Annotated in this window: 19 protein-coding genes and 2 tRNA genes; 10 read left to right on the forward strand and 11 right to left on the reverse strand. The window is 69.3% G+C overall.

Annotation, left to right across the window (positions count from 1 at the left end; all coding sequences use genetic code 11):
• Positions 1-24: 24 nt before the first annotated feature.
• Both OG587_RS23350 and OG587_RS23355 read right to left on the reverse strand, forming a co-directional pair.
• Positions 25-276 carry a hypothetical protein gene (locus OG587_RS23350; protein WP_329093600.1) on the reverse strand — a complete coding sequence of 84 codons (252 nt, stop codon included), beginning with the start codon at positions 274-276 and terminating at the stop codon, positions 25-27.
• 33 nt (positions 277-309) lie between these two features.
• Positions 310-1,671, reverse strand: a complete 1,362-nt coding sequence (locus tag OG587_RS23355; RefSeq protein WP_329093601.1) for a carotenoid oxygenase family protein — start codon at positions 1,669-1,671, stop codon at positions 310-312.
• Positions 1,672-1,863: 192 nt separating this feature from the next.
• Here OG587_RS23355 and OG587_RS23360 point away from each other — a divergent pair, with 192 nt between their 5' ends.
• Positions 1,864-2,826 carry a GntR family transcriptional regulator gene (locus OG587_RS23360; protein WP_329093603.1) on the forward strand — a complete coding sequence of 321 codons (963 nt, stop codon included), beginning with the start codon at positions 1,864-1,866 and terminating at the stop codon, positions 2,824-2,826.
• An 83-nt stretch (positions 2,827-2,909) separates the two neighbouring features.
• On the opposite strand, the gene OG587_RS23365 is transcribed toward OG587_RS23360, so the two are convergent.
• From OG587_RS23365 to OG587_RS23375, 3 genes are all read right to left on the reverse strand, one after another.
• Positions 2,910-3,134 carry an aminoglycoside adenylyltransferase domain-containing protein gene (locus OG587_RS23365; RefSeq protein WP_443075604.1) on the reverse strand — a complete coding sequence of 75 codons (225 nt, stop codon included), beginning with the start codon at positions 3,132-3,134 and terminating at the stop codon, positions 2,910-2,912.
• A 404-nt stretch (positions 3,135-3,538) separates the two neighbouring features.
• Complete coding sequence (locus tag OG587_RS23370; protein ID WP_329093604.1) at positions 3,539-5,227, reverse strand: PQQ-dependent sugar dehydrogenase; 1,689 nt, start codon at positions 5,225-5,227, stop codon at positions 3,539-3,541.
• Between the two features lie 218 nt (positions 5,228-5,445).
• On the reverse strand, positions 5,446-7,272 hold the full coding sequence (locus OG587_RS23375) for an ABC transporter ATP-binding protein (protein ID WP_329093605.1): 1,827 nt from the start codon (positions 7,270-7,272) through the stop codon (positions 5,446-5,448).
• Positions 7,273-7,456: 184 nt separating this feature from the next.
• Here OG587_RS23375 and OG587_RS23380 point away from each other — a divergent pair, with 184 nt between their 5' ends.
• The 3 genes from OG587_RS23380 (at position 7,457) to OG587_RS23390 (ending at position 10,143) form a co-directional block, all read left to right on the forward strand.
• Positions 7,457-8,377 carry an NADP-dependent oxidoreductase gene (locus tag OG587_RS23380; RefSeq protein WP_329093607.1) on the forward strand — a complete coding sequence of 307 codons (921 nt, stop codon included), beginning with the start codon at positions 7,457-7,459 and terminating at the stop codon, positions 8,375-8,377.
• A gap of 160 nt (positions 8,378-8,537) precedes the next feature.
• Entirely contained in the window at positions 8,538-9,506 is a 969-nt protein-coding gene (locus tag OG587_RS23385; protein WP_329093608.1) for a TauD/TfdA dioxygenase family protein, read from the forward strand.
• Positions 9,507-9,687: 181 nt separating this feature from the next.
• Positions 9,688-10,143: a GNAT family N-acetyltransferase gene (locus tag OG587_RS23390; protein WP_329093610.1), complete on the forward strand. Its 456-nt coding sequence runs from the start codon at positions 9,688-9,690 to the stop codon at positions 10,141-10,143.
• A 258-nt stretch (positions 10,144-10,401) separates the two neighbouring features.
• On the opposite strand, the gene OG587_RS23395 is transcribed toward OG587_RS23390, so the two are convergent.
• Positions 10,402-10,677 (reverse strand): hypothetical protein, encoded by a 276-nt coding sequence (locus OG587_RS23395; RefSeq protein ID WP_329093612.1) that lies wholly within the window; start codon positions 10,675-10,677, stop codon positions 10,402-10,404.
• A gap of 124 nt (positions 10,678-10,801) precedes the next feature.
• Here OG587_RS23395 and OG587_RS23400 point away from each other — a divergent pair, with 124 nt between their 5' ends.
• Positions 10,802-11,089 carry a hypothetical protein gene (locus OG587_RS23400; protein ID WP_329093613.1) on the forward strand — a complete coding sequence of 96 codons (288 nt, stop codon included), beginning with the start codon at positions 10,802-10,804 and terminating at the stop codon, positions 11,087-11,089.
• A gap of 130 nt (positions 11,090-11,219) precedes the next feature.
• Here OG587_RS23400 and OG587_RS23405 read toward each other — a convergent pair whose 3' ends face one another.
• From OG587_RS23405 to OG587_RS23425, 5 genes are all read right to left on the reverse strand, one after another.
• Positions 11,220-12,341: a sugar-binding protein gene (locus tag OG587_RS23405; RefSeq protein ID WP_329093977.1), complete on the reverse strand. Its 1,122-nt coding sequence runs from the start codon at positions 12,339-12,341 to the stop codon at positions 11,220-11,222.
• Positions 12,342-12,405: 64 nt separating this feature from the next.
• Complete coding sequence (mmsB, locus tag OG587_RS23410; RefSeq protein ID WP_329093615.1) at positions 12,406-13,695, reverse strand: multiple monosaccharide ABC transporter permease; 1,290 nt, start codon at positions 13,693-13,695, stop codon at positions 12,406-12,408.
• Positions 13,696-13,700: 5 nt separating this feature from the next.
• Complete coding sequence (gene mmsA, locus OG587_RS23415; protein ID WP_329093617.1) at positions 13,701-15,248, reverse strand: multiple monosaccharide ABC transporter ATP-binding protein; 1,548 nt, start codon at positions 15,246-15,248, stop codon at positions 13,701-13,703.
• An 805-nt stretch (positions 15,249-16,053) separates the two neighbouring features.
• Positions 16,054-16,133: transfer RNA gene (locus OG587_RS23420), tRNA-OTHER, on the reverse strand.
• A gap of 13 nt (positions 16,134-16,146) precedes the next feature.
• Positions 16,147-16,219 (reverse strand) — tRNA-Met (locus OG587_RS23425).
• A gap of 293 nt (positions 16,220-16,512) precedes the next feature.
• Between OG587_RS23425 and OG587_RS23430 the strand changes: the two genes are divergently transcribed.
• The 5 genes from OG587_RS23430 to OG587_RS23450 all read left to right on the forward strand — a co-directional run bounded on the left by OG587_RS23430 (position 16,513) and on the right by OG587_RS23450 (position 20,724).
• Positions 16,513-16,854 (forward strand): hypothetical protein, encoded by a 342-nt coding sequence (locus OG587_RS23430; protein WP_329093618.1) that lies wholly within the window; start codon positions 16,513-16,515, stop codon positions 16,852-16,854.
• A 483-nt stretch (positions 16,855-17,337) separates the two neighbouring features.
• The gene (locus OG587_RS23435; RefSeq protein ID WP_329093620.1) at positions 17,338-17,718 is read left to right on the forward strand and encodes a hypothetical protein; all 381 of its coding nucleotides are present in this window, start codon (positions 17,338-17,340) and stop codon (positions 17,716-17,718) included.
• Positions 17,719-18,047: 329 nt separating this feature from the next.
• Positions 18,048-18,737 (forward strand): FadR/GntR family transcriptional regulator, encoded by a 690-nt coding sequence (locus tag OG587_RS23440; protein WP_329093622.1) that lies wholly within the window; start codon positions 18,048-18,050, stop codon positions 18,735-18,737.
• A 29-nt stretch (positions 18,738-18,766) separates the two neighbouring features.
• On the forward strand, positions 18,767-19,507 hold the full coding sequence (locus tag OG587_RS23445; protein WP_329093623.1) for a creatininase family protein: 741 nt from the start codon (positions 18,767-18,769) through the stop codon (positions 19,505-19,507).
• Between the two features lie 233 nt (positions 19,508-19,740).
• Positions 19,741-20,724 carry an alpha/beta hydrolase family esterase gene (locus tag OG587_RS23450; RefSeq protein ID WP_329093625.1) on the forward strand — a complete coding sequence of 328 codons (984 nt, stop codon included), beginning with the start codon at positions 19,741-19,743 and terminating at the stop codon, positions 20,722-20,724.
• Positions 20,725-20,967 lie beyond the last annotated feature (243 nt).

A 20,967-nucleotide genomic window follows, 5' to 3' on the forward strand; every position in this document is an offset into this window, starting at 1 on the left:
CTCTCTTCCTCTGATGCGTGCCTGTCAGGCGGATACCGCCTGCGAGGTGACCTCGCGCAGCGGCTTGAGGGCCCGGGACCAGGCGATTACCTCGTCGAGCAGCTCGTTCAGGGTGGGCTCCTGGTAGGGGCCGGGGGCGATCACGCCGGGCTCGGCCGGGTCGGTGATCTCGAAGTCGGTGAACGCCGACAGCGCGACTTGGGTGCGCACGTTGGCGACCTGCAGTTCGGTCATGGTCAGCCGCAGGTGCTCCACGGCCCGGGTGCCGCCGTGCACGCCGTGGCTGACGAACCCGGCGGCCTTCGGCTTTCAGGCGTCCGGGATCCAGTTTCCGTGGAAGCCGAGGGGCACGCGTACCGGCAGGTGGACGCGGGCCACGGGCTGCCCGGTGAAGTCCTGAGCGGACAGGATCACCAGGTCCGAGGCGCCGCGCTCGGGGTCGGCGACGTAGGCCATCAGGTAACCGGCGTCCTCCGCGCCCTCGTTCTGATCGCCGCTCGGGTCTGCGGCGAACGCGGCCTCACCGACGGCGGCGTCCCGCGCGAACCCGTGCACCTCCGTCGTGCCCCGCACCAGGTCGTGCTTGACCAGCGCGTTGGTGAACGCGTCGTCAGGGTGCGGGCCTTCGGGAGTGAACTGCATGCCGTACACCGGGGTCACCGCGGAGTAGCCGTAGCGGTGCGGACGGGAGGCGTAGGCGTCGTTCACGCGCGGGAAGTCCTGGGCCCGGTCGTCCACGCATCGCTGCTCCAGCCGCCCGGCGCGTAGGTCGATGGTCCAGCGGTCGAGCCTGGGCTTGATGCCGCCGGGATCGGTGACGTCCACGGGTCCCTCGGCGACGATCAGGTCCACGGTGATCGTCGAGCCGTCGTCGTGGGCGTTGAGGATGTGGCTGACGTAGAAGGAATCGACGGGGAACCAGCGGACCTGCCCTTCCGCCCGGGGCAGGACGCCCACGTGGGCCTGGTGCGCGGGGTCCCAGCCGAAGCGCATCGCGTCCATGCTGAACGTCAGCGGGATGTCGAAGACGACCACGAAGTTCTCCGACAGCGCGAAGTCGTGGAGGAACGGGAGGTCCCCAGGCAGCGGGATGTCAGCGACCCGGGTGACCGTTCCCGCCGGATCGGTGACGATGTGCTGCGCGAACGGACGTCCCAGCACGTACGCCACCGAGTGTAGGTCGCCGGTGCGCGGATCGATCTTCGAGTGTGCGTTGGCGCTGGAACCCTCGGGCGTGGCGCCCATGGGGCACTCCCCGATCGTGTCGAGTTCGTAGCCGAGTTCGTGCGGCAGTCCGCCGGCCTCCGACAGGGCCAGGGTGCGCCCGGCGTGACGGAGCACGTGGATGTTCGGGGAGGGCGGCAGGAACGCGGGCGGCTGCAGCCCGCGCTGCATCCTGTCCAGTGCGTCAGAGACCTCCGTCGAGCGGACCCAGCGGTTGCGGTACCACTCGGCTCGGCCGTCGCGGATGCGCACGCCGTGCACCATTCCCGCGCCGAAGGCCCAGAAGTGCGTGATGGGGTCCTCCACGCCGAGCGGGTTCGGGCCCAGCCGCAGGTAGCGGCCGTTCAGGTCGGCGGGCAGGCGTCCGGTCACGGGCAGGTCGTAGGCGGTGACCTCCTCCTTTACCGGGGCGAAAGGCCCGTGCAGGTAACGGTCGTAGTGGCGCATGCTCACCTCAGGTCGATTCGTTGTACGGTGTACGAAGCGTGACGGTACACCGGGAAAACACCGGTACAGGGCGGCCGCCCGCGATGTACTAGGCCAGTGAATCGGCCGCTCACCAGGGGCGGGACGATGGCTGCCCGGCCGCTGCGATCGAGTCGTAACTGCCCTAGTGCAGGAGTTGGGAGGCGATCGGCCATGCAGCGAGCTGGGAGCGGCTCCGCGCCGCCGTACCTGCGGATCGTGCGGGAGATCGAGCGGCGCATCGACACGGGCACGTTGCGGCCCGGCGACCGCGTCCCCTCCATCAGGCAGGCCGCCGCACAGTGGGGAGTGGCCATCGCGACCGCCACCAAGGCGCTGGACACGCTGCGCCGACGGGGGAGGGTGGTGGCCGTCCCCCGCGTCGGCACCGTCGTGGCCGAACCCGTCCCCGTATCCACCCCCGCACCCGCGCCTCGTCGCGGGGCGGGCCACGCGAGCCGGGAGCGGCGTCCGATGGTGGCCGATCAGAACGTCGAGCGCGAGCGGGTCGTGCGCGCGGCGATCGCCATCGCGGACGCGCAGGGCTTTGAGGCGGTGTCCATGCGCGGCGTCACGACGATGCTCGGCATGCCCACCATGTCGCTGTACGGCCTGGTACGCGACAAGGAGGAACTGGCCACGCTCATGGCCGACGCCGTGTTCGGCGAGCTGGAGCTACCACAGGAGCCTCCGGCGGGTTGGCGGGCCCATCTGGAACTCGCGGCGCGCCTGCAGTGGCGCCTTTATCTGCGCCACCCCTGGTTGTCCCGTCTCATGTCGCTCACCCATCCGCAGCCGCTGTCCAACATGCTCAGGTTCGGCACCTGGAGCATGAACGCCGTGCTCGGGCTCGGCCTCGACCCCGAGGCGGCCCGGGTCGTGTGGTGGGCGGTGGCCAACCACGTAAGAGGAACGGCCACGAACCTGGAGGCGCAGCACGACGCGGAGCGGCACACGGGGCTGTCGCCCGACCAGTGGTACACCGCCCACCTCCTGACGTTTCATGCCAGGCTCTCAACGCCCACGGCGCCTCTCGACGACCACCTGGAATTCGAACTGACCGCGTTCTTCGAGGCCGGGCTGCGGCTCCTGCTGGACGGGGTCGCGGTCCAGATCGGGCGGCAGCACCGGCCGTAGCCGGTCGCGGTCAGGTCAGTGCTGGAGCGCGTCGTCCGGGTGTCGTCCTCAACCGGAAAGCCGCCGAACCGGTGGGCGTAGGTTCACCCCTGTCGGCGCAGATTGTCGATGTGGGTGAGCACTTCGTCCACGTGCGGGCGCACCTGGGCCTTCAGTTCGTGACTCCAGCTCTCATCCTCGTAGTGACAGTTGCGGTACAGATACCTGGCGTGCTCTAGGACGCGACGGTGTTCCGGGGGGAGGTGGGCGAGAGCCCAGCCCGCGGCGGCGTCCTTGGATTTGATCTTGCCCGTGGCGAGGATCGCCATCTCCGGTCCTCCCTGCCGAAGATCACCAGTAGCGGCTTGCCGAGGACCGTCAGTCGATCGGGGAGCGCGCGCTGCTTCAGGTAGTCGTCGGCCGCCCGCGATGTCGCGGTGGACGCGTGGTAGGTCGTGCCACGCACATCGTCCACCAGCTGTTGTGGGATCTCGTAGCCGCGGCAGGGCGGCGCATCGGCGAACTCTCGCCGTCCCTCCGCAGGGTCGGGGTCGACGTCCGCCGCAGTAGCGGCTCGCATCATGCGAGACCGTCCCAAGGGGCGTCAGCGTGGCAGGAGAGGTCAAGGCCGGTTCCTCGGCCACCGGCTGCGCTGTTCTTCTTGGCATGGGCGCGTCGGCGCGCCACCCGGTGGCCGCCGGGGCGCGCCGACTTTGTCAGGTGCGGCCGGAACTCAGGGGCTCGTGCACCGGTAGCCGGACGGCGTCTGGGTGTTGCCGTTGGGGCGGCTCGCCTGGAAGCCGAAGGTGGTGCTCTGGCCGGCGCCGAGCGCGCCGTTGTGCCCGGCGCTCCTCGCCGTGACGGTCTGCCCGCCGGCGGTCAGCGCGGCGTTCCACGAGCCGGTGACGGTGTGGCCGCTCGGCAGCGTGAGGGTCACGGTCCAGCCGTTGATCGCGGACGTGCCGGTGTTGGTGACCGTGACCGGCTGGATCACGTACCCGTTCCCCCACTGGGACTGGACGGTCGCCGTCACCGAGCATCCGCCGGTGCCCCCGCCGCCCGCGGTGGTGGTGACCGTCGCCGTGTTCGATACCGGCGAGAGGTTGCCCGCCGCGTCGCGGGCCCGGACCTGGTAGCGGTACGTGGTGTTCGCGGTGAGCCCCGTTTCGGCGAACGTGGTGGTGGCCGAGGTCCCCACCTGGGTGAAGGTGCCGCCGGACGCGCCCGGTGCGCGCAGGACGTCATAGCCGGTCACGCCCGTGTTGTCGGTGGAGGCGGTCCAGGTCAGGGTGGTGGCGGTGGAGGTCGTCCCCGACGCGGCGAGGCCGGCCGGCGCGGTCGGCGGGGTGGTGTCGCCCTCGGTGGCGGCCGGCGGGACGCGGACGATGCGGTCGTCCTGCGCCACCGGGGTGCCGCGGCCGTCCCGGTTGCTGGTCGTCACCCAGAGCCAGCCGTCAGGTCCGACCGCGACCGTGCGGAGCCGCCCGTAGGCGGACTGGAACTCGGCCAGCGGCGTGCCGGGCGTACCGGCGCCGGTCAGCGGCACCGCCCAGAGCCGCTGGCCGCGCAGCGCGGCGACGAAGAGCGTGTTGTTGGCCCAGACCAGCCCGCTCGGCGAGGCCTCGGCGGTCGTCCACGTGACGATCGGGTTGCGGAAGGAGGGGTTGGTGCATGTGCCCTCGCACGTCGGCCAGCCGTAGTTGGAGCCCGCGACGATCTGGTTGACCTCGTCCCGGGTGTTCTGCCCCAGTTCGGCGGCGTACATCCTGCCCTGGGAGTCCCAGGTCAGGCCCTGGACGTTGCGGTGGCCGTAGGTCCAGACGCGGGAGCCCGCGATCGGATTGTCCGCGGGCACGCCGCCGGTGGGCGTCATGCGCAGGATCTTCCCGGCGGGGCTGTTGACGTTCTGCGCGTTGGCGGTGTTTCCGGCGTCGCCGGTCGCCACGTAGAGCATGCCGTCCGGCCCGAAGGCGATGCGGCCGCCGTCGTGGAAGGTGTTGCTCGGGATCCCGGAGTAGATCACCGTCTGTGTCTGGGGTGCGGTCAGTTGCAGCCTGACCAGGCGGTTGTCCCCGGCGGTGCTGGTGAAGTACGCGTACACCCAGCCGTCCTGGGCGTAGGCGGGCGACACGGCGATGCCGAGCAGGCCGCTCTCACCCGAGGCGCTCACCCCGCTGACGGTGGCGACCGCCGTGGGCGTCTGGCCCGGTCTCACCTGCAGGATGCGTCCGGTGTTGCGCTCGGACACCAGCGCGCTGCCGTCCGGCAGGAACGCCAGGCCCCAGGGAACCTGAAGGCCCGTGACGGAGACCTGCGCCCGGGAGAAGTCGAAGCCGCCCACCACCTGGGCGCGGGCCTCGGGGGCGGTGATGACCAGCGCGAGCAGGGCCAGAATCAGGGCCGGGACGAAGCGGGCGCGCATAGATGAACTCCTTGACCGGATCACTGTGCGGATGCCAGCACCGTAGGCACGCGGGCCGCGGAACCTCAAACACCGCGCTCGGTCCGCCCTGATGATCTGGGCGGACGACACCGCGCCGGTGAAACTTTCACGTATGTGACGAAAGTTGCGGCTCGGCGGACGCTCCGGCTCTTCGAGATCGCCCGGGGGAGGACGGGGAGGACGGGGACACCCTCGCGTCAGCGGTGGACGGTGTCCGAGGTGTCCTCTTCGAGCAGGAAGCCGCCGGACTGGTGGTGCCACAGGCGGGCGTACGGCCCTTGGGCCTGAAGGAGCTCACGATGGTCGCCCTGTTCCACGATGCGGCCCTGGTCGAGCACCACCAGGCTGTCCATGCGGACGACGGTGCTCAGCCGGTGCGCGACCACGAGGGCGGTACGGTCACGCATCAGACTCCACAGGGCTTCCTGGACGAGGATCTCGCTTTCGGAGTCCAGTGCGCTCGTGGCCTCGTCCAGCAACAGGATCGGCGCGTCGCGCAGGATGGCGCGGGCGAGGGCGACGCGCTGCCGCTGGCCGCCGGAGAGTTTGACGCCGCGCTCCCCGACCAGCGTGTCGAAGCCGTCGGGCAGAGCCTCGGCGAACTCCGTGACGTGCGCCGCCCGCGCGACCTGGTGGATCTCGGCGTCGGTGGCGCCCGGCCGGGCGAAGGCGATGTTGTCGCGCAACGACCGGTGGAAGAGGGCGGGCTCCTGGGGAACGTAGGCGATCAGGCCGCGCAGGTCGGCCTGGCGGAGTCGGGCGATGTCCTGGCCGCCGATCAGGATCCGGCCGCCGTCGACGTCCATGAGGCGGAGCAGCAGCCGGGTGAGGGTGCTCTTGCCGCCGCCGGACCGGCCGACCAGGCCGACCTTGGTGCCGGCGGGGATGTCCAGGTCCAGGCCGTCGAACAGGGGCGGATTGCCGGTGTGCGCGAACGTCACCCGCTCGAACCGGACGCGGGCGTCGGCGGGACGCAGCGGTTGCGGGTCGTCCGGGTCGACCACCGCGGGCGGCGTGAGGAGCAGCTCGGTGAACTGGGCGGACTCGGTGAGCACGCTCTCCATGCGACGGTAGATCTGGTTGAACTCGAACATGATGCCGATCGAGGTCGTGTAGTAGCTGAACGTCACCACGACCGCCTCCACGCCCAGGCCACCGCGGAGGGCGACGGCGAGCAGCAGGCCGACGGTGCTGGTGAGGATCGACAGCGGTGCGATGACGGTGTCCACCCGGAGGTTGCCGTAGTCCCAGGAACGGAGCGTCAGCCTGCGCTGCTCGGCGACCCGGGTCCGGTGCTTCAGGGCCTCGCGGTCCTCGGCGGCGAACGCGCGGACCGTCTCCATGTTGGTCAGCACGTCGGCGACGTGCCCGGACACCCGCACCTTGGCCGCCTCACGCTGGTCCACCAGCCTCTGGCGACGGCGAATGAGCGGGGCGACGAGGAGGCCGGTGACGACGATGAGGCCCAGGAGCACGAAGACCAGCAGCGGGTGGTATCGCCACAGCACCACCGAGGCGAACGCGAGTGGCACCACCTTGGCGATGATCGAGAACGTGAGCGTGTCCACGAAGCTCTCGAACCCGCCGGAGAAACTCAGCACCCGTTTGGTCAGCGAGCCGGCGAAGTTGTCGTGGAAGAACGCGGCGTCCTTGGCCAGCAACTCGTCCATGCCCGTCGCCCCGAGCCGTTCGATGCCCACGGCTTCCGTGCGGTACAGGAAGTGCAGACCCACCCGCCACAGGACCTCGCCCGCGAGCAGCAGCGCGCCGAAGCCGAGCACGTACGGCATGAGCACGGCGATGGTGGTGCCGTCCCCGTCCTCGGACAGACGCCCCACGATCGCGCCCACCGCCAGCGGCGCCATGTAGAACAGGCAGGTGTTTCCCAGCGCCGGCAGGATCAGCGCGGGCACGGCGACCCGCCACTGCTTCAGCAGCTCCCCGTTGTAATACCGCAGCGTCAGCAGGACGGCCGACCTTCGGGCGGACGGTCTGTCTCCGGGGAGATCGGGTAATCCCAGCATGGCCATCCATCCCTCTGAACACCCACGGTCATGACCATGTTGACGCAGGGTGGCCGGAGGAGGCGAGCGATTTTCCGCCGGTCCGGCCCGCCGCCGGGAGTTTCCCGGGCATCCTGCTCATGCAGGGAATAAGATTCCTATCTCTACTATTCATGTAGGAATAGAATAGATAGAGAGGAACGACATGCCGAAGGCGTACACGTACACCCAGCACGGCGGGCCCGAGACGGAGACGTTCGCCGACCTTCCCCGCCCCGTCCCCGGCCCCGGTCAGCTCCTGGTCGCGGTGAAGGCGGCGGGGGTCAACCCCGTCGACTGGAAGCGGAGGGCGGGGTACCTTCCGCCCGGCGCGGCGGCGGCCGAGCTGCCGGCCGTCCTCGGCGGAGAGGTCGCCGGGGTGGTCGAGGAGGTCGGCGGGGGCGTCGAAGGGTTCGAGCCCGGTGACGCGGTGTTCGGCAACCCCCTCACCGGAGGCTACGCGGAGTACACGCTCCTGCCGGCCGAGCTGGCCGCGCACAAGCCCGACGCCGTGTCGTTCGCGGACGCCGCCACGTTGCCCATCGCGGCGGCCACCGCCTACGACGGCGTGCACCAGCTCGAACTGCCCCCCGGTGCCACACTGCTGATCGTCGGCGTCGGCGGCGGGGTGGGCGTGGCCGCGGCGCAGATCGCCGGGAACGCCGGGCTCAGGGTGATCGGCACCGCGAGTGCCGCCAAGAAGGACTTCGTCGAGCAGTTCGGCGTGGTTCACGTCGAGCCGGGGCCGGACGTCGCCGACCGGGTGCGGGCCGCCGCCCCCGACGGAGTCGACGCGATCTACGACCTGGTCGGCGGGGACGCACTGGTGGCAGTGGCCGGCCTCCTGGATGACCCCTCGAAGCTGATCACCGCCGCCGACCGGGACACCGTGGCGCGGTTGGGCGGTTCGCCCGTGGCGCGTAAGCGCAACCGCGAGGTGCTGGAGGCGGTGGCGCGGCTTGTCGCGCAGGGCGTGCTGCGGCCGTACGTGACCGAGACCTTCCCGCTCGACGAGGCGGCCGAGGCACTGCGGACGGTGGAGGCCGGTCACGCGCGAGGCAAGATCGTCATCGAGGTGGCCGGGTGAGCGAGCCCCACCTGCTGGACGATCCCGCCCGGTCGTCCCCGGTCAGGCGGGACGTGCAAATTTCCCTATTAAACCTGTAGGAATAGTTGACATTTATTTTCTCCCGGCACACGCTGTGATACGGCCCACCCGTACATCGCCCATCGAAAGGTGCCAGGGAATGACCCAGCTCCATGACCACGAGGCGCCTGTCGTCGCCGACGGCTCCTACCAGCACATCGACGTCACGCAGGTCGGCGGCGTGATCGGCGCGGTCGTCGGCGGCATCCGGGTGGGCGGCGACGCCGACGCGGCGGCGGTCGCCGAGTTGCGCGCCGCGCTGCTGCGCCACCGTGTGGTCTTCCTGCGCGACCAGCAACATGCCACCGACGCCGACCAGCACGCGTTCACCAGGCTGCTCGGCACCGTCACCAAGCCGCACCCGACGGTGACCGGCGACGGTGAGGCCGTGCTCCCGATCGACTCCGAGCAGGGCAAGGCCAACAGCTGGCACACGGACGTGACCTTCGTCGACCGGATCCCGGCGATCAGCGTGCTGCGCGCCATCACGCTGCCGCCCTACGGCGGGACCACGGTGTGGGCCAACACGGTGGAGGCGTACCGGCGGCTGCACCCCGGCCTGCAGGCGCTGGCGGGCCAACTGCGCGCGGTGCACTCGAACCTGTACGACTACACGGCGCAGCGCCCGCAGATCGGCGGGATCGACGTCAAGGAGCAGGAGTACCGCGAGCAGTTCCGGAGCAGCGAATTCGAGACCGAGCACCCCGTCGTCCGCATCCACCCGGAGACCGGAGAGCCGTCCCTGCTGCTCGGCCACTTCGTCCGGTCGTTCACGGGCCTGAGCAGTGCCGATTTCCACGATCTGTTCTCCCTGCTGCAGCGGCACATCACCCGCCTGGAGAACACGGTGCGGTGGAACTGGCGCGAGGGCGACATCGCCATCTGGGACAACCGGGCCACCCAGCACTACGCCGTCGCGGACTACGACGACCTGCCCCGGCTTCTCCACCGCATCACACTGGCCGGCGACATCCCGATCGGCGTCAACGGTGACACCAGCGTGGTCCGCAAGGGCGACGCCACCGCCTTCTCGCCCATCGCCGCCCGAGCGGTGTCTTTCACCGCCTGAACGGTGTCTTCCGGCGCCCGATGAACGACGATCGACGGCGGTGCCTCGCGGGGTGACGGGGACAAGCCTGCGGCGGGGCCGGCGAAATCGCCGAACGCCTCCACGGTCACCTCCGGCTCCAAGTGGCCCGAGAATGTGATGTGGCAACCGCGGGACCGAGGCCCCGAAGAAAGGCGAGCAGTTGAAGATTGTCCTCGACGACCTCTCCGGTCCGGAGATCGCTGGATTTCTCGATGAGCACGTCCAGGAGATGCGATCCATCACGCCCCTGGAGAGCAAGCACGCCCTCGATCTGGACGGGCTCCGCAAGCCCGAGATCACGTTCTGGTCGGTCATGGACGGTGACAGCCTGGTGGGCTGCGGTGCGATCAAGAGGCTGGACGCGGGCCACGCCGAGGTGAAGTCGATGCGCACCGCGCCGACGCGCAAGCGGAGCGGGACCGCGTCCCTGCTGCTGGAGCACATCATCACCGAGGCCAGATGCATGGGGTTCACCCGGCTCAGCCTCGAGACCGGCGCTGACGAGTTCTTCCTGCCCGCCCGGAAGCTGTACGAGAAGTTCGGATTCGATTACTGCGAGCCGTTCGCGGACTACCGGCCCGACCCGTACAGCGTGTTCATGACAAGGGTGCTTTGAAAGACCTTGGTCCACGGGACCTGATGATCGCTCGGGTCCAGACCGGGGGAGGCCCACTGATCGGCCGGAGCCCCGGCCTCTACGGGGTCCGCCTGTACGGGGTCCGCGCCACCTGCAAGAAGGGCGAGGGCGCCCACCACCTCCCCGCACCGGCATCCGGCACGAGCACGCGCCGAGCGGCTTGACCAGGACACGGAGTGGCCCGGACGCGCGGCCGGAAGTCGAGCGGGACTCACGGCGATCCACGCTGGTCAGGCTCTACTCGCCCTGTGCGGAATCCGGCCAGTACGGGACCAACCGCTCGGCGGCGGACATGGTGTGCCGCCTCATGGCGATGTCCACGTTCATCAGGCAGCCGGTTCTGAAAGCCTGGATCGTCGGCAGGGTGATGACGATGTCCGGGGTGCGGGCCAGCACCAGACCGCTGGTCATCACCGCGCCCATCTCCTCCGCCGGCGGAGCGTACCAAGCGGGCAGTCCGGGCTTGGGTGGGCGAGTCGATTCTTCCTGTGCCGGCGGGGGCTCGAAGAACATGATCTCACCGTACGGAAAAAAATCCCGCGGTCGCGCGGGCCGCGGATCACGAGGATCGTCTCGGGGTAGGTCGTCGCTGTGGCCGGTGGGCCATACCCTGGCCGCGAGACCTGAGGAGGCCCCAATGGTGAGCGACGCCGAGCGGATCGAGCACCGACGCCGCGACGAGGTGCACAACTGCGTGGTGCCCAGATGCGCGATCCAAGCGGTTGAAGCGTTCGTCGCCGACGGGACCGGCTGCCTCGCGGACCGAAACTGGCAGCGAGGCGATCTCATCGACCTGTGCGCACCGCACGGCTACGACGTCCGGCAAGCCCATCGCCTGCCTCGGCATCAGGTCGCCGAGTGGATCCGGGTGGATATGAAACCCGACCCCTACGATGCGCTGTTCCGCAGGGCGAACGGGTGGTGAGCGCCAACCGTGAGAGCGACGCCGCTCGGCAACAAGGACGCCGCACGGCAACGAAAGCGGCAACGAGAACGGGTCCCCGGCTGCGAGCTTCCGGGGACCCGTGAACGTGGCTGACTCCAGCCGGGCGCCGCTACTTTGTGAGCGGGGCCAGCTTGGGGTCGTTGGCGTACGCCTCCACGACGTTCTCCTTGGTCACGATCAGCGGCTCCAGCAGGTACGACGGGACGACCTTCACCCCGTTGTTGTACGACTTGGTGTCGTTGACCTGGGGCTGCTTACCGGCCTGTAGGTCCTTGGCCATCTGGATGGTCTGCTTGACCAGCTCGCGGGTGTCCTTGTTGATCGTCGAGTACTGCTCGCCGGCCACGATCGACTTGACCGACTCCACCTCGGAGTCCTGGCCGGTCACCACCGGCAGGTCCTTGCCGGCACCCTTGACCGAGGTGATGATGGCGCGGGCCAGCGTGTCGTTGGGGGAGAGCACCCCGTCCAGGGTCTTGCTGCCGTAGGTGGAGGTCAGCAGCGAGTCCATCCGCCGCTGGGCGTTCTCGGCCTTCCAGCCGTCGGTGGCGGTCTGCTTGACGTCGGTCTGGCCGGAGCCGACCACCACGGTGCCGTCGTCGATCTTCGGCTTCAGCACGTCCATCGCGCCGTCGAAGAAGACCGCCGAGTTGTTGTCGTCCGACGAGCCGGAGAACAGCTCGATGGTGTAGGGGCCGTTCGCCTTCTTCGCCTTCATGCCGTCGAGCAGGGCCTGGCCCTGGAGCTGGCCGACCTTGAAGTTGTCGTACGCGATGTAGTAGTCGACGGCGCCGGTGTTCTTGATGAGCCGGTCGTAGGCGATGACGGTCGCGCCGGCGGCCTTGGCGGCCTCCACCTGGGTGCTCAGCTGCGCGGCGTCGGTCGCGCCGATGACGATGACCTTGGCACCCTTGGTGACCATGGTCGAGATCTGCGCCTGCTGGTCGGCGACGGTGGTGGAGGAGCCGGCGTACTGCACGTCGGACTGGAAACCGGCCTCCTTCAGGCCGTTGGTGAACAGGTCACCGGCGAGGACCCAGTTCTCCGAGGTCTTCGACGGCAGCGCGACGCCGATCAGCGAGTCGGCCGCGAAGCCCTTGGCGGCCTCGGTGGAGCCGGGGGAGGCGCCCGTACCGGTGGCGGGGGTCTGCGAACGCTCGGAGGCGCAGGCGGTGAGAGCCAGGAGCGCGATGGCCCCGGCCGCCACCCCCCTGACGAGGATATTGCGCATTTTCAAGACGCCCTTCTTCGAAGTAGGACGGGGCGGAGGTCTTCCGCCCCGCCTGTGGTGGCCGTCAGCCGGCCACCGGACTCTTGCCGCGTTCCTGGTCCGCCTCGGTGCCGGACGCCGGGCCGGTCGGTGCCTCCCGGCGGAACGGGCGCGTCAGCGATCCGATGACCGAGAAGCGCCCCTGCCTCTTGTTGTAGACGTCGAGCGCGACGGCGAGCAGCAGGACCAGACCCTTGATGATCTGCACCCGGTCGGATCCCACGCCCATCAGCTGCAGGCCGTTGTTGAGCACGGCCATGACGAGACCGCCGACGATGGATCCGCTGATCGTGCCCAGGCCGCCGGAGACCGCCGCGCCACCGATGAAGACGGCGGCGATCGCGTCCAGCTCCCAGCCGATGCCGTCCTGCGGCCCGGAGGCGGCCGAACGGGCGACGAAGATCATGCCGGCCAGGGCCGCCAGGACCGACATGTTCATCATCACCAGGAAGTTGACCCGCCTGAGCTTGACACCGGACAGCTCGGCGGCCCGGGCGTTGCCGCCGACCGCGTAGATGTGCCTGCCGCCCGCCGTGTTGCGGGTGACGAACCCGTAGACCACGACCAGGACGCCGAGGATGATCCCGGAGATCGGGAAGCTGGTCCCGATCCGGCCACCGGCGAACTGCAGGGCCGCGAACACCACCACGACGATCGGGACGGCGACCCGGATCGCCGAGATCCACATCGGGGCGACGTCGGCCGCCATCTCCCGCCGGGTCCGGCGGGCCCTCCACTCCCGGACCACCACCGCCACGCAGATCAGCAGGCCGAGCAGGAGTGTGAGGTTGTTGTACCCGGTGTCCGGGCCGACCTCGGGCAGGAAGCCGGCACCGATCACCCTGAACCCCTCGGGCACGGGAATGGTGTCGGCGTTGCCGATGTACTGGTTACCGCCCCGGAACAGCATCATGCCGGCCAGGGTGACGATGAAGGCCGGCACCCCGACGTAGGCCACCCAGAAGCCCTGCCAGGTGCCGATGAGGACGCCGACCGCCAGGCCGATCAGGATGGCGGGGAACCACGGCACCGAGTAGTCCTGCATGACCTTCGCGACCACGATGCCGACGAACGCGGCGATCGAGCCCACGGAGAGGTCGATGTGCCCGGCGACGATCACCATCAGCATCCCGATGGCCAGGATCAGGATGTACGAGTACTGGCTCACCAGCGAGATGAGGTTGCCGGAGTTCAGCGTCAGGCCGTCGGTCAGGATCTGGAACAGCAGGACGATCGCCACCAGCGTGAAGATCATCCCGAACTGCCGGGCGTTGGAGGTCGTCCCTCCGAACAGGGACTTCTGGAGTTCTTTCACGCGGCTCATGATCGGCGGGCCTTCTTCGCTGAGGTCATCTGCTTCATCAGTAGCTCCGGGTCGGCGTCTCGCCGGTCGATGTTGCCGGTGATGGTCCCCTCGAACACCGTGTAGATCCGGTCGCACAGGCCGATCAGCTCGGGCAGCTCCGAGGAGATGACGATGACGCCCTTGCCCTGTTCGGCGAGTCGCTGGATGATGCCGTAGATCTCGTACTTGGCGCCCACGTCGATGCCCCGGGTCGGCTCGTCGAGGATCAGCAGGTCGGGATCGGTGAACATCCACTTCGCCAGCACCACCTTCTGCTGGTTGCCGCCGGAGAGCTTGGTCACCCCCTCGTCGACGGTGGGGGCCTTGACCCGCAGGCTCGTCCGGTAGCTCTCGGCCGCCCGATGCTCCCGCACCGGGTCGACCACGCCGCGGGTGGAGACCTTGGACAGCTTGGCGGACACCATCGAGGTCTTGATGTCGTCGAGCAGGTTCAGGCCGATCGACTTGCGATCCTCGCTGACGTACGCCAGGCCGTGCGCGATGGCGTCCGACACCGATTTCAGCACGATCTCCCGGCCGTCCTTGAAGATCCGCCCGGAGACGTAGGTGCCGTACGACCGGCCGAAGACGCTCATCGCCAGCTCGGTGCGTCCGGCCCCCATCAGGCCGGCGAACCCGACGATCTCGCCGCGGCGCACGGTGAAGCTGGAGTTCTTGACCACCAGGCGCTCGGCGGAGACCGGGTGCCGGACCGTCCAGTCGCGGACCTCGAAGAAGACCTCGCCGATCTCGGGAGTGTGGTCGGGGAACCGGCTGTGCAGTTCCCGGCCGACCATGCCCCGTACGATGCGGTCCTCGTCGACGCCGTCCGCCTTGACGTCGAGGGTCTCGATCGTCCGGCCGTCCCGCAGGATGGTGATGGCGTCGGCGATCTGCGCGATCTCGTTGAGCTTGTGGGAGATGATGATCGAGGTGATGCCGCGCTGCTTGAAGTCGCGCAGCAGGTCCAGCAGGTGCTGGGAGTCGGCCTCGTTCAGGGCTGCGGTGGGCTCGTCGAGGATGAGGAGCTTCACGTCCTTGGCGAACGCCTTCGCGATCTCCACGAGCTGCTGCTTGCCCACGCCGATGTCCTTGATCAGCGTGTCCGGGTCCTCCTCCAGGCCGACCCGGGCCATCAGCTCCAGTGCCTGGCGGTTGGCGACCTTCCAGTTGATCACGCCGCCGCGGCCCGGTTCGTTGCCGAGGAAGATGTTCTCGGTGATGGACATGCCGGGCACCAGGGCGAGCTCCTGGTGGATGATCACGATGCCGGAGTGTTCGCTGGCCCGGATGTCGGAGAAGCGGCTCTCCGTGCCCTGGTAGAGGATCTCGCCGGAGTAGGTGCCGTACGGATGGACCCCGCTGAGCACCTTCATCAGGGTGGACTTGCCCGCGCCGTTCTCCCCGGCGATCGCGTGGATCTCACCGGCCCGCACCACCAGGTTGACGTCGGAGAGTGCCTTGACCCCGGGGAACTCCTTGGTGATCGAACGCATCTCCAACAGGACGGGCGCGTCGCTCATGGCCGGCTCACCGCGATCCGGACCCGTGCCGGGTACGGCCGGGAGACGGCGGCGTCGCCGTCTCCGGGCCGGCAGAGGGATCCGCACACGTCCTGCAGGGGACCGCGCCAGGTCACCACCGACATGCTTTCCTCCGGGAGGTTCGTATCGGTTCGTCAACCGTGGTGCGGCTGGGCCGCATCTGGAAGACAGGGGCTTTCCACAGAATCTAAATTAATTCATTCCTCGCACGATTCGCCCGATGGGTGGTGTGCGTGCGCTGTCGCCTCGGTCGTAAGCGGTTACGCGCCGCGGGCCGGTCGCCGCCGGGGGACGAGCCCGGCCGCCTCGTCGTGAGGGCCGGAGGCGAAGTCCGGCGGGGGCGATCGTCGCGGTGCCCGCGGGTGGATGTGTCCATGCCTGAGCGTGGCTCTCGGCTAGACAAGAGGCGGCAGGAGGCAGAAGTCAATGATCATAACGATTCCGGTTCCCTCCGATCAGCCATGACATCGTTGTCATGGTGGGCAGCGGCTAGAGACTTCACCCGCGTTACGGGCGTGTCAATTGCCCTCCTGTCAATGTGGCCATTTTGTAACGTATCGTGACGTCTGGTGATTTTGGCCGCACATGATCCTTTGGGTAGCTCTTACCCCGGTTCCCGGACCAGTACGTCGAGACAGGCCAGAAAACGGGAAATGTCGTGATCAGGGTTGAGTATTCGAGCTAGATCGGCACGCCCGACCCTGGAACCTGTTCGTTTTGGCTACCGGGATATTCCCGAGGCCCGGAGTGGCGCCGATCGGATGGGCGCGCCGAAAAAGAAGGGGCTCCCGGCCGGATTCGAACCGGCGCCGCCGGGTCCCCGAAGGGCGCCCGGTCGTCCTGGGCCGCTGGACGCACGAGAGCAGCGGTGACCGCGTATCGGGAGCAGGATTCGAACCTGCGACCTGCGGATTATGAGCCCGCCGGGCTAACCACTGCCCCATCCCGACCTGATGAGATGAGACTACCGACGGGCTCCGGCGGTCTCACCTCATTTGTTTTCACGGCATTCTCGCGGCGCGGATACCGGTGACGAGAACGGGGCCGACCCGCTCCCCGGGGCCGAGCCGGAAGTGGCCGGGGGAGAACTCTTCCCGGAGCGGGAGAGGACACGTCGAATCCGCGTGCCGCCGTACGGGCGGATGGGGTGCCGCTGGTTTGCCGCACCTTTCGCGGGGCAGGCGGTCGAAGATGGGAAATATCGTTTCCGCTCACCGTCGGCAGCCAGGGAGGTGCGATCCCGATGAGCGTGCACGCACTGTCAGTCGCGTTCAGCTGGGCCCTTCTGGCGGCCGGATGCGTGATGGCCGCGCACGGCGTTCACGTGCTGATGACGAGCCGGGTTCCGCGCGTGATCTCCGGACGAGGCGGGGTCCTGCAGGTGAGGCCGTACGGATGGTCGCTGCTGTTCTTCGGGTTGTTCGCCGTCTCGACGGCATCGCCCCGGCTGCTGGGCTGGACGGACGAACTGTCGCTCACCCTCTTCACCCTGCTCGCGCTCGCCTTCGCGGCGGTGGCGCTCACGCTGATGGCGAAGGCGAAGAAGGTGCTGAAGCCCACGACATCACGCGACCGGGAAATGTGACGACGCCCCGCCGGATGTCAGGCGACGGCGGGAACCCGCCGGCCGAACGCGGCCACCGGCCCTGAGGGAGCGGTGGCCGTGGCCGGACGCGAAGCCGCTGGACGAGGGGCAGGTGACGGGTACCTCGGCGGCGAGCTTGAAGGTCCAGGGGCAGAGGAAACGGCCGGGCAGGAAGGCGCCGCCCGACCGTCGACCGCGGTGAGCCTCCTGGGCGGGGGCTCACCGCCGGGCCACCGGGACGCGCCGGCCTGGGACGGCCAATGCCCGCGGGACGGTCCCGGCAGGAATCGCAGGGTCCCGGTAGGAATCGCGTGGGCGGGAACAGAACTCCGTGGCGGGTTCTTCACGCGATGACAAAAGGCCCGCCGAACCCAACACGGGTTCGGGGTGATACAGCCGCGTTCACAGCCACTGGTAGTAACCCGCCGTCACGGTGAATCCGAGCGGGGACCTTACGGGCACCCCGGCGCCTTCGTGGCTGATATGAACAGCGTCTGGGCCGGCTTGGGAGCCAAGTTGGTGATCCGCGAGGGGCAGAAATTGGTTCTGGAACCATCGTTGTACTGGACGTATCCCGACCAGCTTCCCCCGCTTACCGTGGCGGCCACTTTGGGGGGGAGGAAATTCGCTATTCCCGGGGCGTTCCTGGAAATGGTGGTGCTGTCCGCGAATCTGAGGGTCACGGGGCTCGCCAGCGTCGCCTCGGCGTCCGCCGACGCCGCAGCCGGGGTGAAAAGCAGTCCGGCGGCCATGCCGAGGGACGCGAGCGCGCCGGAGAGTTTTGCCGTTCGATTCATCAGGCCGTACCTTTCGTTCTTCTGTCCGCCCTTGATTGGGATTCACGGACGCTTTGTGGAATGGTGACACGCGTGAACACGATTCGTGTTGACGATGCGCGCCAGGTGATTGTCTGTCCGTGCAGGGAACTTTCGGCGGCGGCGGCGCGCGTGCGGGCACACAGCGGGCGGCGGCGCGCGTGCGGGCACACAGCGGGCGGTGGTGCGTTGCGGGCACACAGCGGGCGGGGAGCGGGTCGGGGGAGTCGTCTCGCGGTGGCGTGCCGGTGCCGGGGGCCCGGGAGGGCGCCTGCCCGCGGGCGAGCCTCACATGGGACGCGCGGGACGAGTGATGCTCCGGAGACAATCAGGTCACACTCATTGACACGCGAAGAGATCAAGTGATCTATTCACTTTATGAGTTACAGCGAGCAGTCGTTGTCCGAGCGTCTGGCGGACGACATCGTCGAGATCATCCGCAGTGAGCGGCTGGGACCGGGCGACGTGCTGGCCTCCTCGCGGGAACTGGCGCGTCGCTTCGAGGTCACCACCCCGACGGTGCGCGAGGCACTGCGCCGGTTGGAGGCCACCGGCGTGGTGGAGTTCCGGCACGGGTCGGGCACCTACGTGGGACCCGGCGTCGACCGGCGGCTGCTGGCCAATCCGCACCTGCCCCGCAGCACCCGGGAGTCGGTGCTCGAACTGGTCGAGGCCCGCCTGGTCGTCGAGCCGGTGATCGCCGCGCTCGCCGCGCGTACCAGGGTCCCCGAGGCCGTCGAGAAACTGGAGGCGGCGTCCGTCAACGCCCTGTACCCGCCGCGGGAGTCGCTCCGCCAGGCCGCGCACTTCCACGTCGCCCTGGCGGCGGCCAGCGGCAACGCGCTGTTGCGGGAAACCGTCGAAGCGCTGTTCCACGTACGGGCGCGCGAGCAGGTCGAGATCCGGCACCGGTACAACGACCGGGCCCGCGACCACGCCGAGCACGTGGAGATCTTCGAAGCCGTACGCGACGGCGACGCGGCGGCGGCCGAACGGCTCACCCGCGAGCACCTCACGGCGATCCGGGACGCGGTCGTGGCCGCCGAGTTTCCCGAGGCGGACCGTTGAGCCCGCGACGCCCCACGCGGCTCGGCGAGATGACGACGCTCGAAGCGGCCGAGGCCGTGCGCGCCAGTCCGCTGGTCATCATTCCGGCGGGCGCGTTCGAGCAGCACGGGCCCGGAATGCCGCTGACCACCGACACCGTCCGCGCCGAGCACGTCGCCGAGCTGGTGGCCGCGGAACTCGCCGGTTCCGCGGTGATCGGACCGTCGGTGCCGGTCGGCGTCTCGCCGCACCACCTCGCCTTCGCGGGCACCGTCACCCTGACGACCGCGACGCTGGCGGCGGTGGTTCGCGAGTACGCCGACAGCCTGTACCGGCACGGCTGGCGGAAGATCCTCGTGATCACCGGCCACGGAGGCAACAACGCCACCCTCACCACGGTCGCCCAGGACCTGCTCACCACCCATCCGGACCTGCAGTTCGCCTGGACCCCGCTGACCTCGCTCGCCGGTGACGTGGTGGCCGGCCTGGGGGTCAGCGAGATCCACGGGCACAGCGGCGAGGCGGAGACCGCCCAGATGCTCCATTTGGCACCTCACCTGGTGCACACCGAGCGGCTCGCCCCCGGCACCACCCATGCCGGTGAACTCGACCCGGTCCACCGGCTGTCGCTCAACGGTGGCCACCCCACCCTCACGGTGCGCTACGACCTGCTCAGTTCCAACGGCGTGCTCGGCGACCCCCGCGACGCCACCCCGGAAGGCGGCCGGGCCATCGTCGACGCGGCCGTCGCCCGCATCGTCACCTTCGTCACCACCTGGTTAGACGCCTAGCCCCGATCCAGCCTGGATCTCATCTTTCCTCACCGCATCTTCGTCATCACCTGGCTGGACGTCAGCCCGATCCAGCCCCGGTCCCCCTCCTCACCTGGCCGGACGCCAATCCCATCCAGCCCCGGTCCCACCCCTCACCGTTCGCCGGCGTGCCGTGCCACGAGCACGGCGGCGAACGCCGTCGCGAACAATCACGAACGGCCGTCTGGACGCGGCCGACGATAGGAGCCGTCATGACAGGCGCGAGAGTTCTCCTGCGCACCCTCACCGCGACGACAGCCGCCGGTCTCGTACTCCTGGGCGGCACGCTCGCTCCCGCGTACGCCATGGCCCCGAACACCGAAACCTCGGCGCCTCCGTCCGGCGGGTGTCGCACCCCGGCACCCCAGGCGCCGGGGACGAGTGTCCTGCACTCCCTGACCAGCCAGGGGATCGAGCGGACCTACCAGCTCCATCTCCCGCCGGACTACACCCCCCGCCGCGCGTGGCCCGTCGTTCTCGCCTTCCACGGGCGCGGCAACACGGGCGCCGGAACCGAGGAGTTCTCCAAGCTCTCCGAACTACCCGCCGTCGTGGCCTACCCCAACGGCGTCATCGGCACCGGGGACGGCGACCGGCAGGCATGGCAGGGTGCGCCCTACGCGGCGCCCGGGGTGGACGACGTCGCGTTCACCTCGGATCTGCTGGACACGCTGGAGGACCGGCTCTGCGTGGACCGGCGTCGCGTGTACGCCACGGGGAAGTCCAACGGTGCCGGACTCACCGGCCTGCTCGCCTGCCGGATGGCCGACCGGATCGCCGCGATCGCCCCGGTGGCCGGGGCCTTCTACCCCGCCACCGGCGAGGACTGCCGTCCCTCCCGCCCCGTGCCGGTCATCGACTTCCACGGTACGGGCGACGTCACCATTCCCTACACCGGAGACGCCGACCGGGGCCTGCCCGCCATCCCCGACTGGGTCGCCGCGTGGGCACGGCGTGACAACTGCGCGAAGCGGGTCCCCGACCGAGTGATCGAACCCGACATCACGATCTCCCGCTGGGTGGGTTGTGACAGGGGAGCCGAGGTGCGGCACGTCGCGGTCCGCGAAGGCGGTCACACCTGGCCGGGCGCCGACAGCTACAGCGGTGGCGGATACACCACCCAGACCATCGAAGCCCACCGGGTCCTGTGGGAGTTCCTGCACCGTCACCGGCTGTCCCGCACCACGACTCGCTGACCCCCTCTCACCGAACTCTTTTCCCCGACCCTCGCCGTTCCTCTCACCGAACCCCTCTCACCGACCCTCGCCGTCCCTCTCACCAGCCGCCTTTCGCCGCCTCCCGGCACCTCTCGCCGATCCCTCTCACCGACCGCACTTCCGGCATCGCCCCGGGCCTTCGAGCCGGCACCGCCTCGGGCCCGGTCCGACACCGCCGCCCCCGTTCCCGACGGCCGCCTCCCGACGGCCGCCTCCCGCCTC

The organism is Streptosporangium sp. NBC_01469 (assembly GCF_036227305.1).
Classification (GTDB): domain Bacteria; phylum Actinomycetota; class Actinomycetes; order Streptosporangiales; family Streptosporangiaceae; genus Streptosporangium.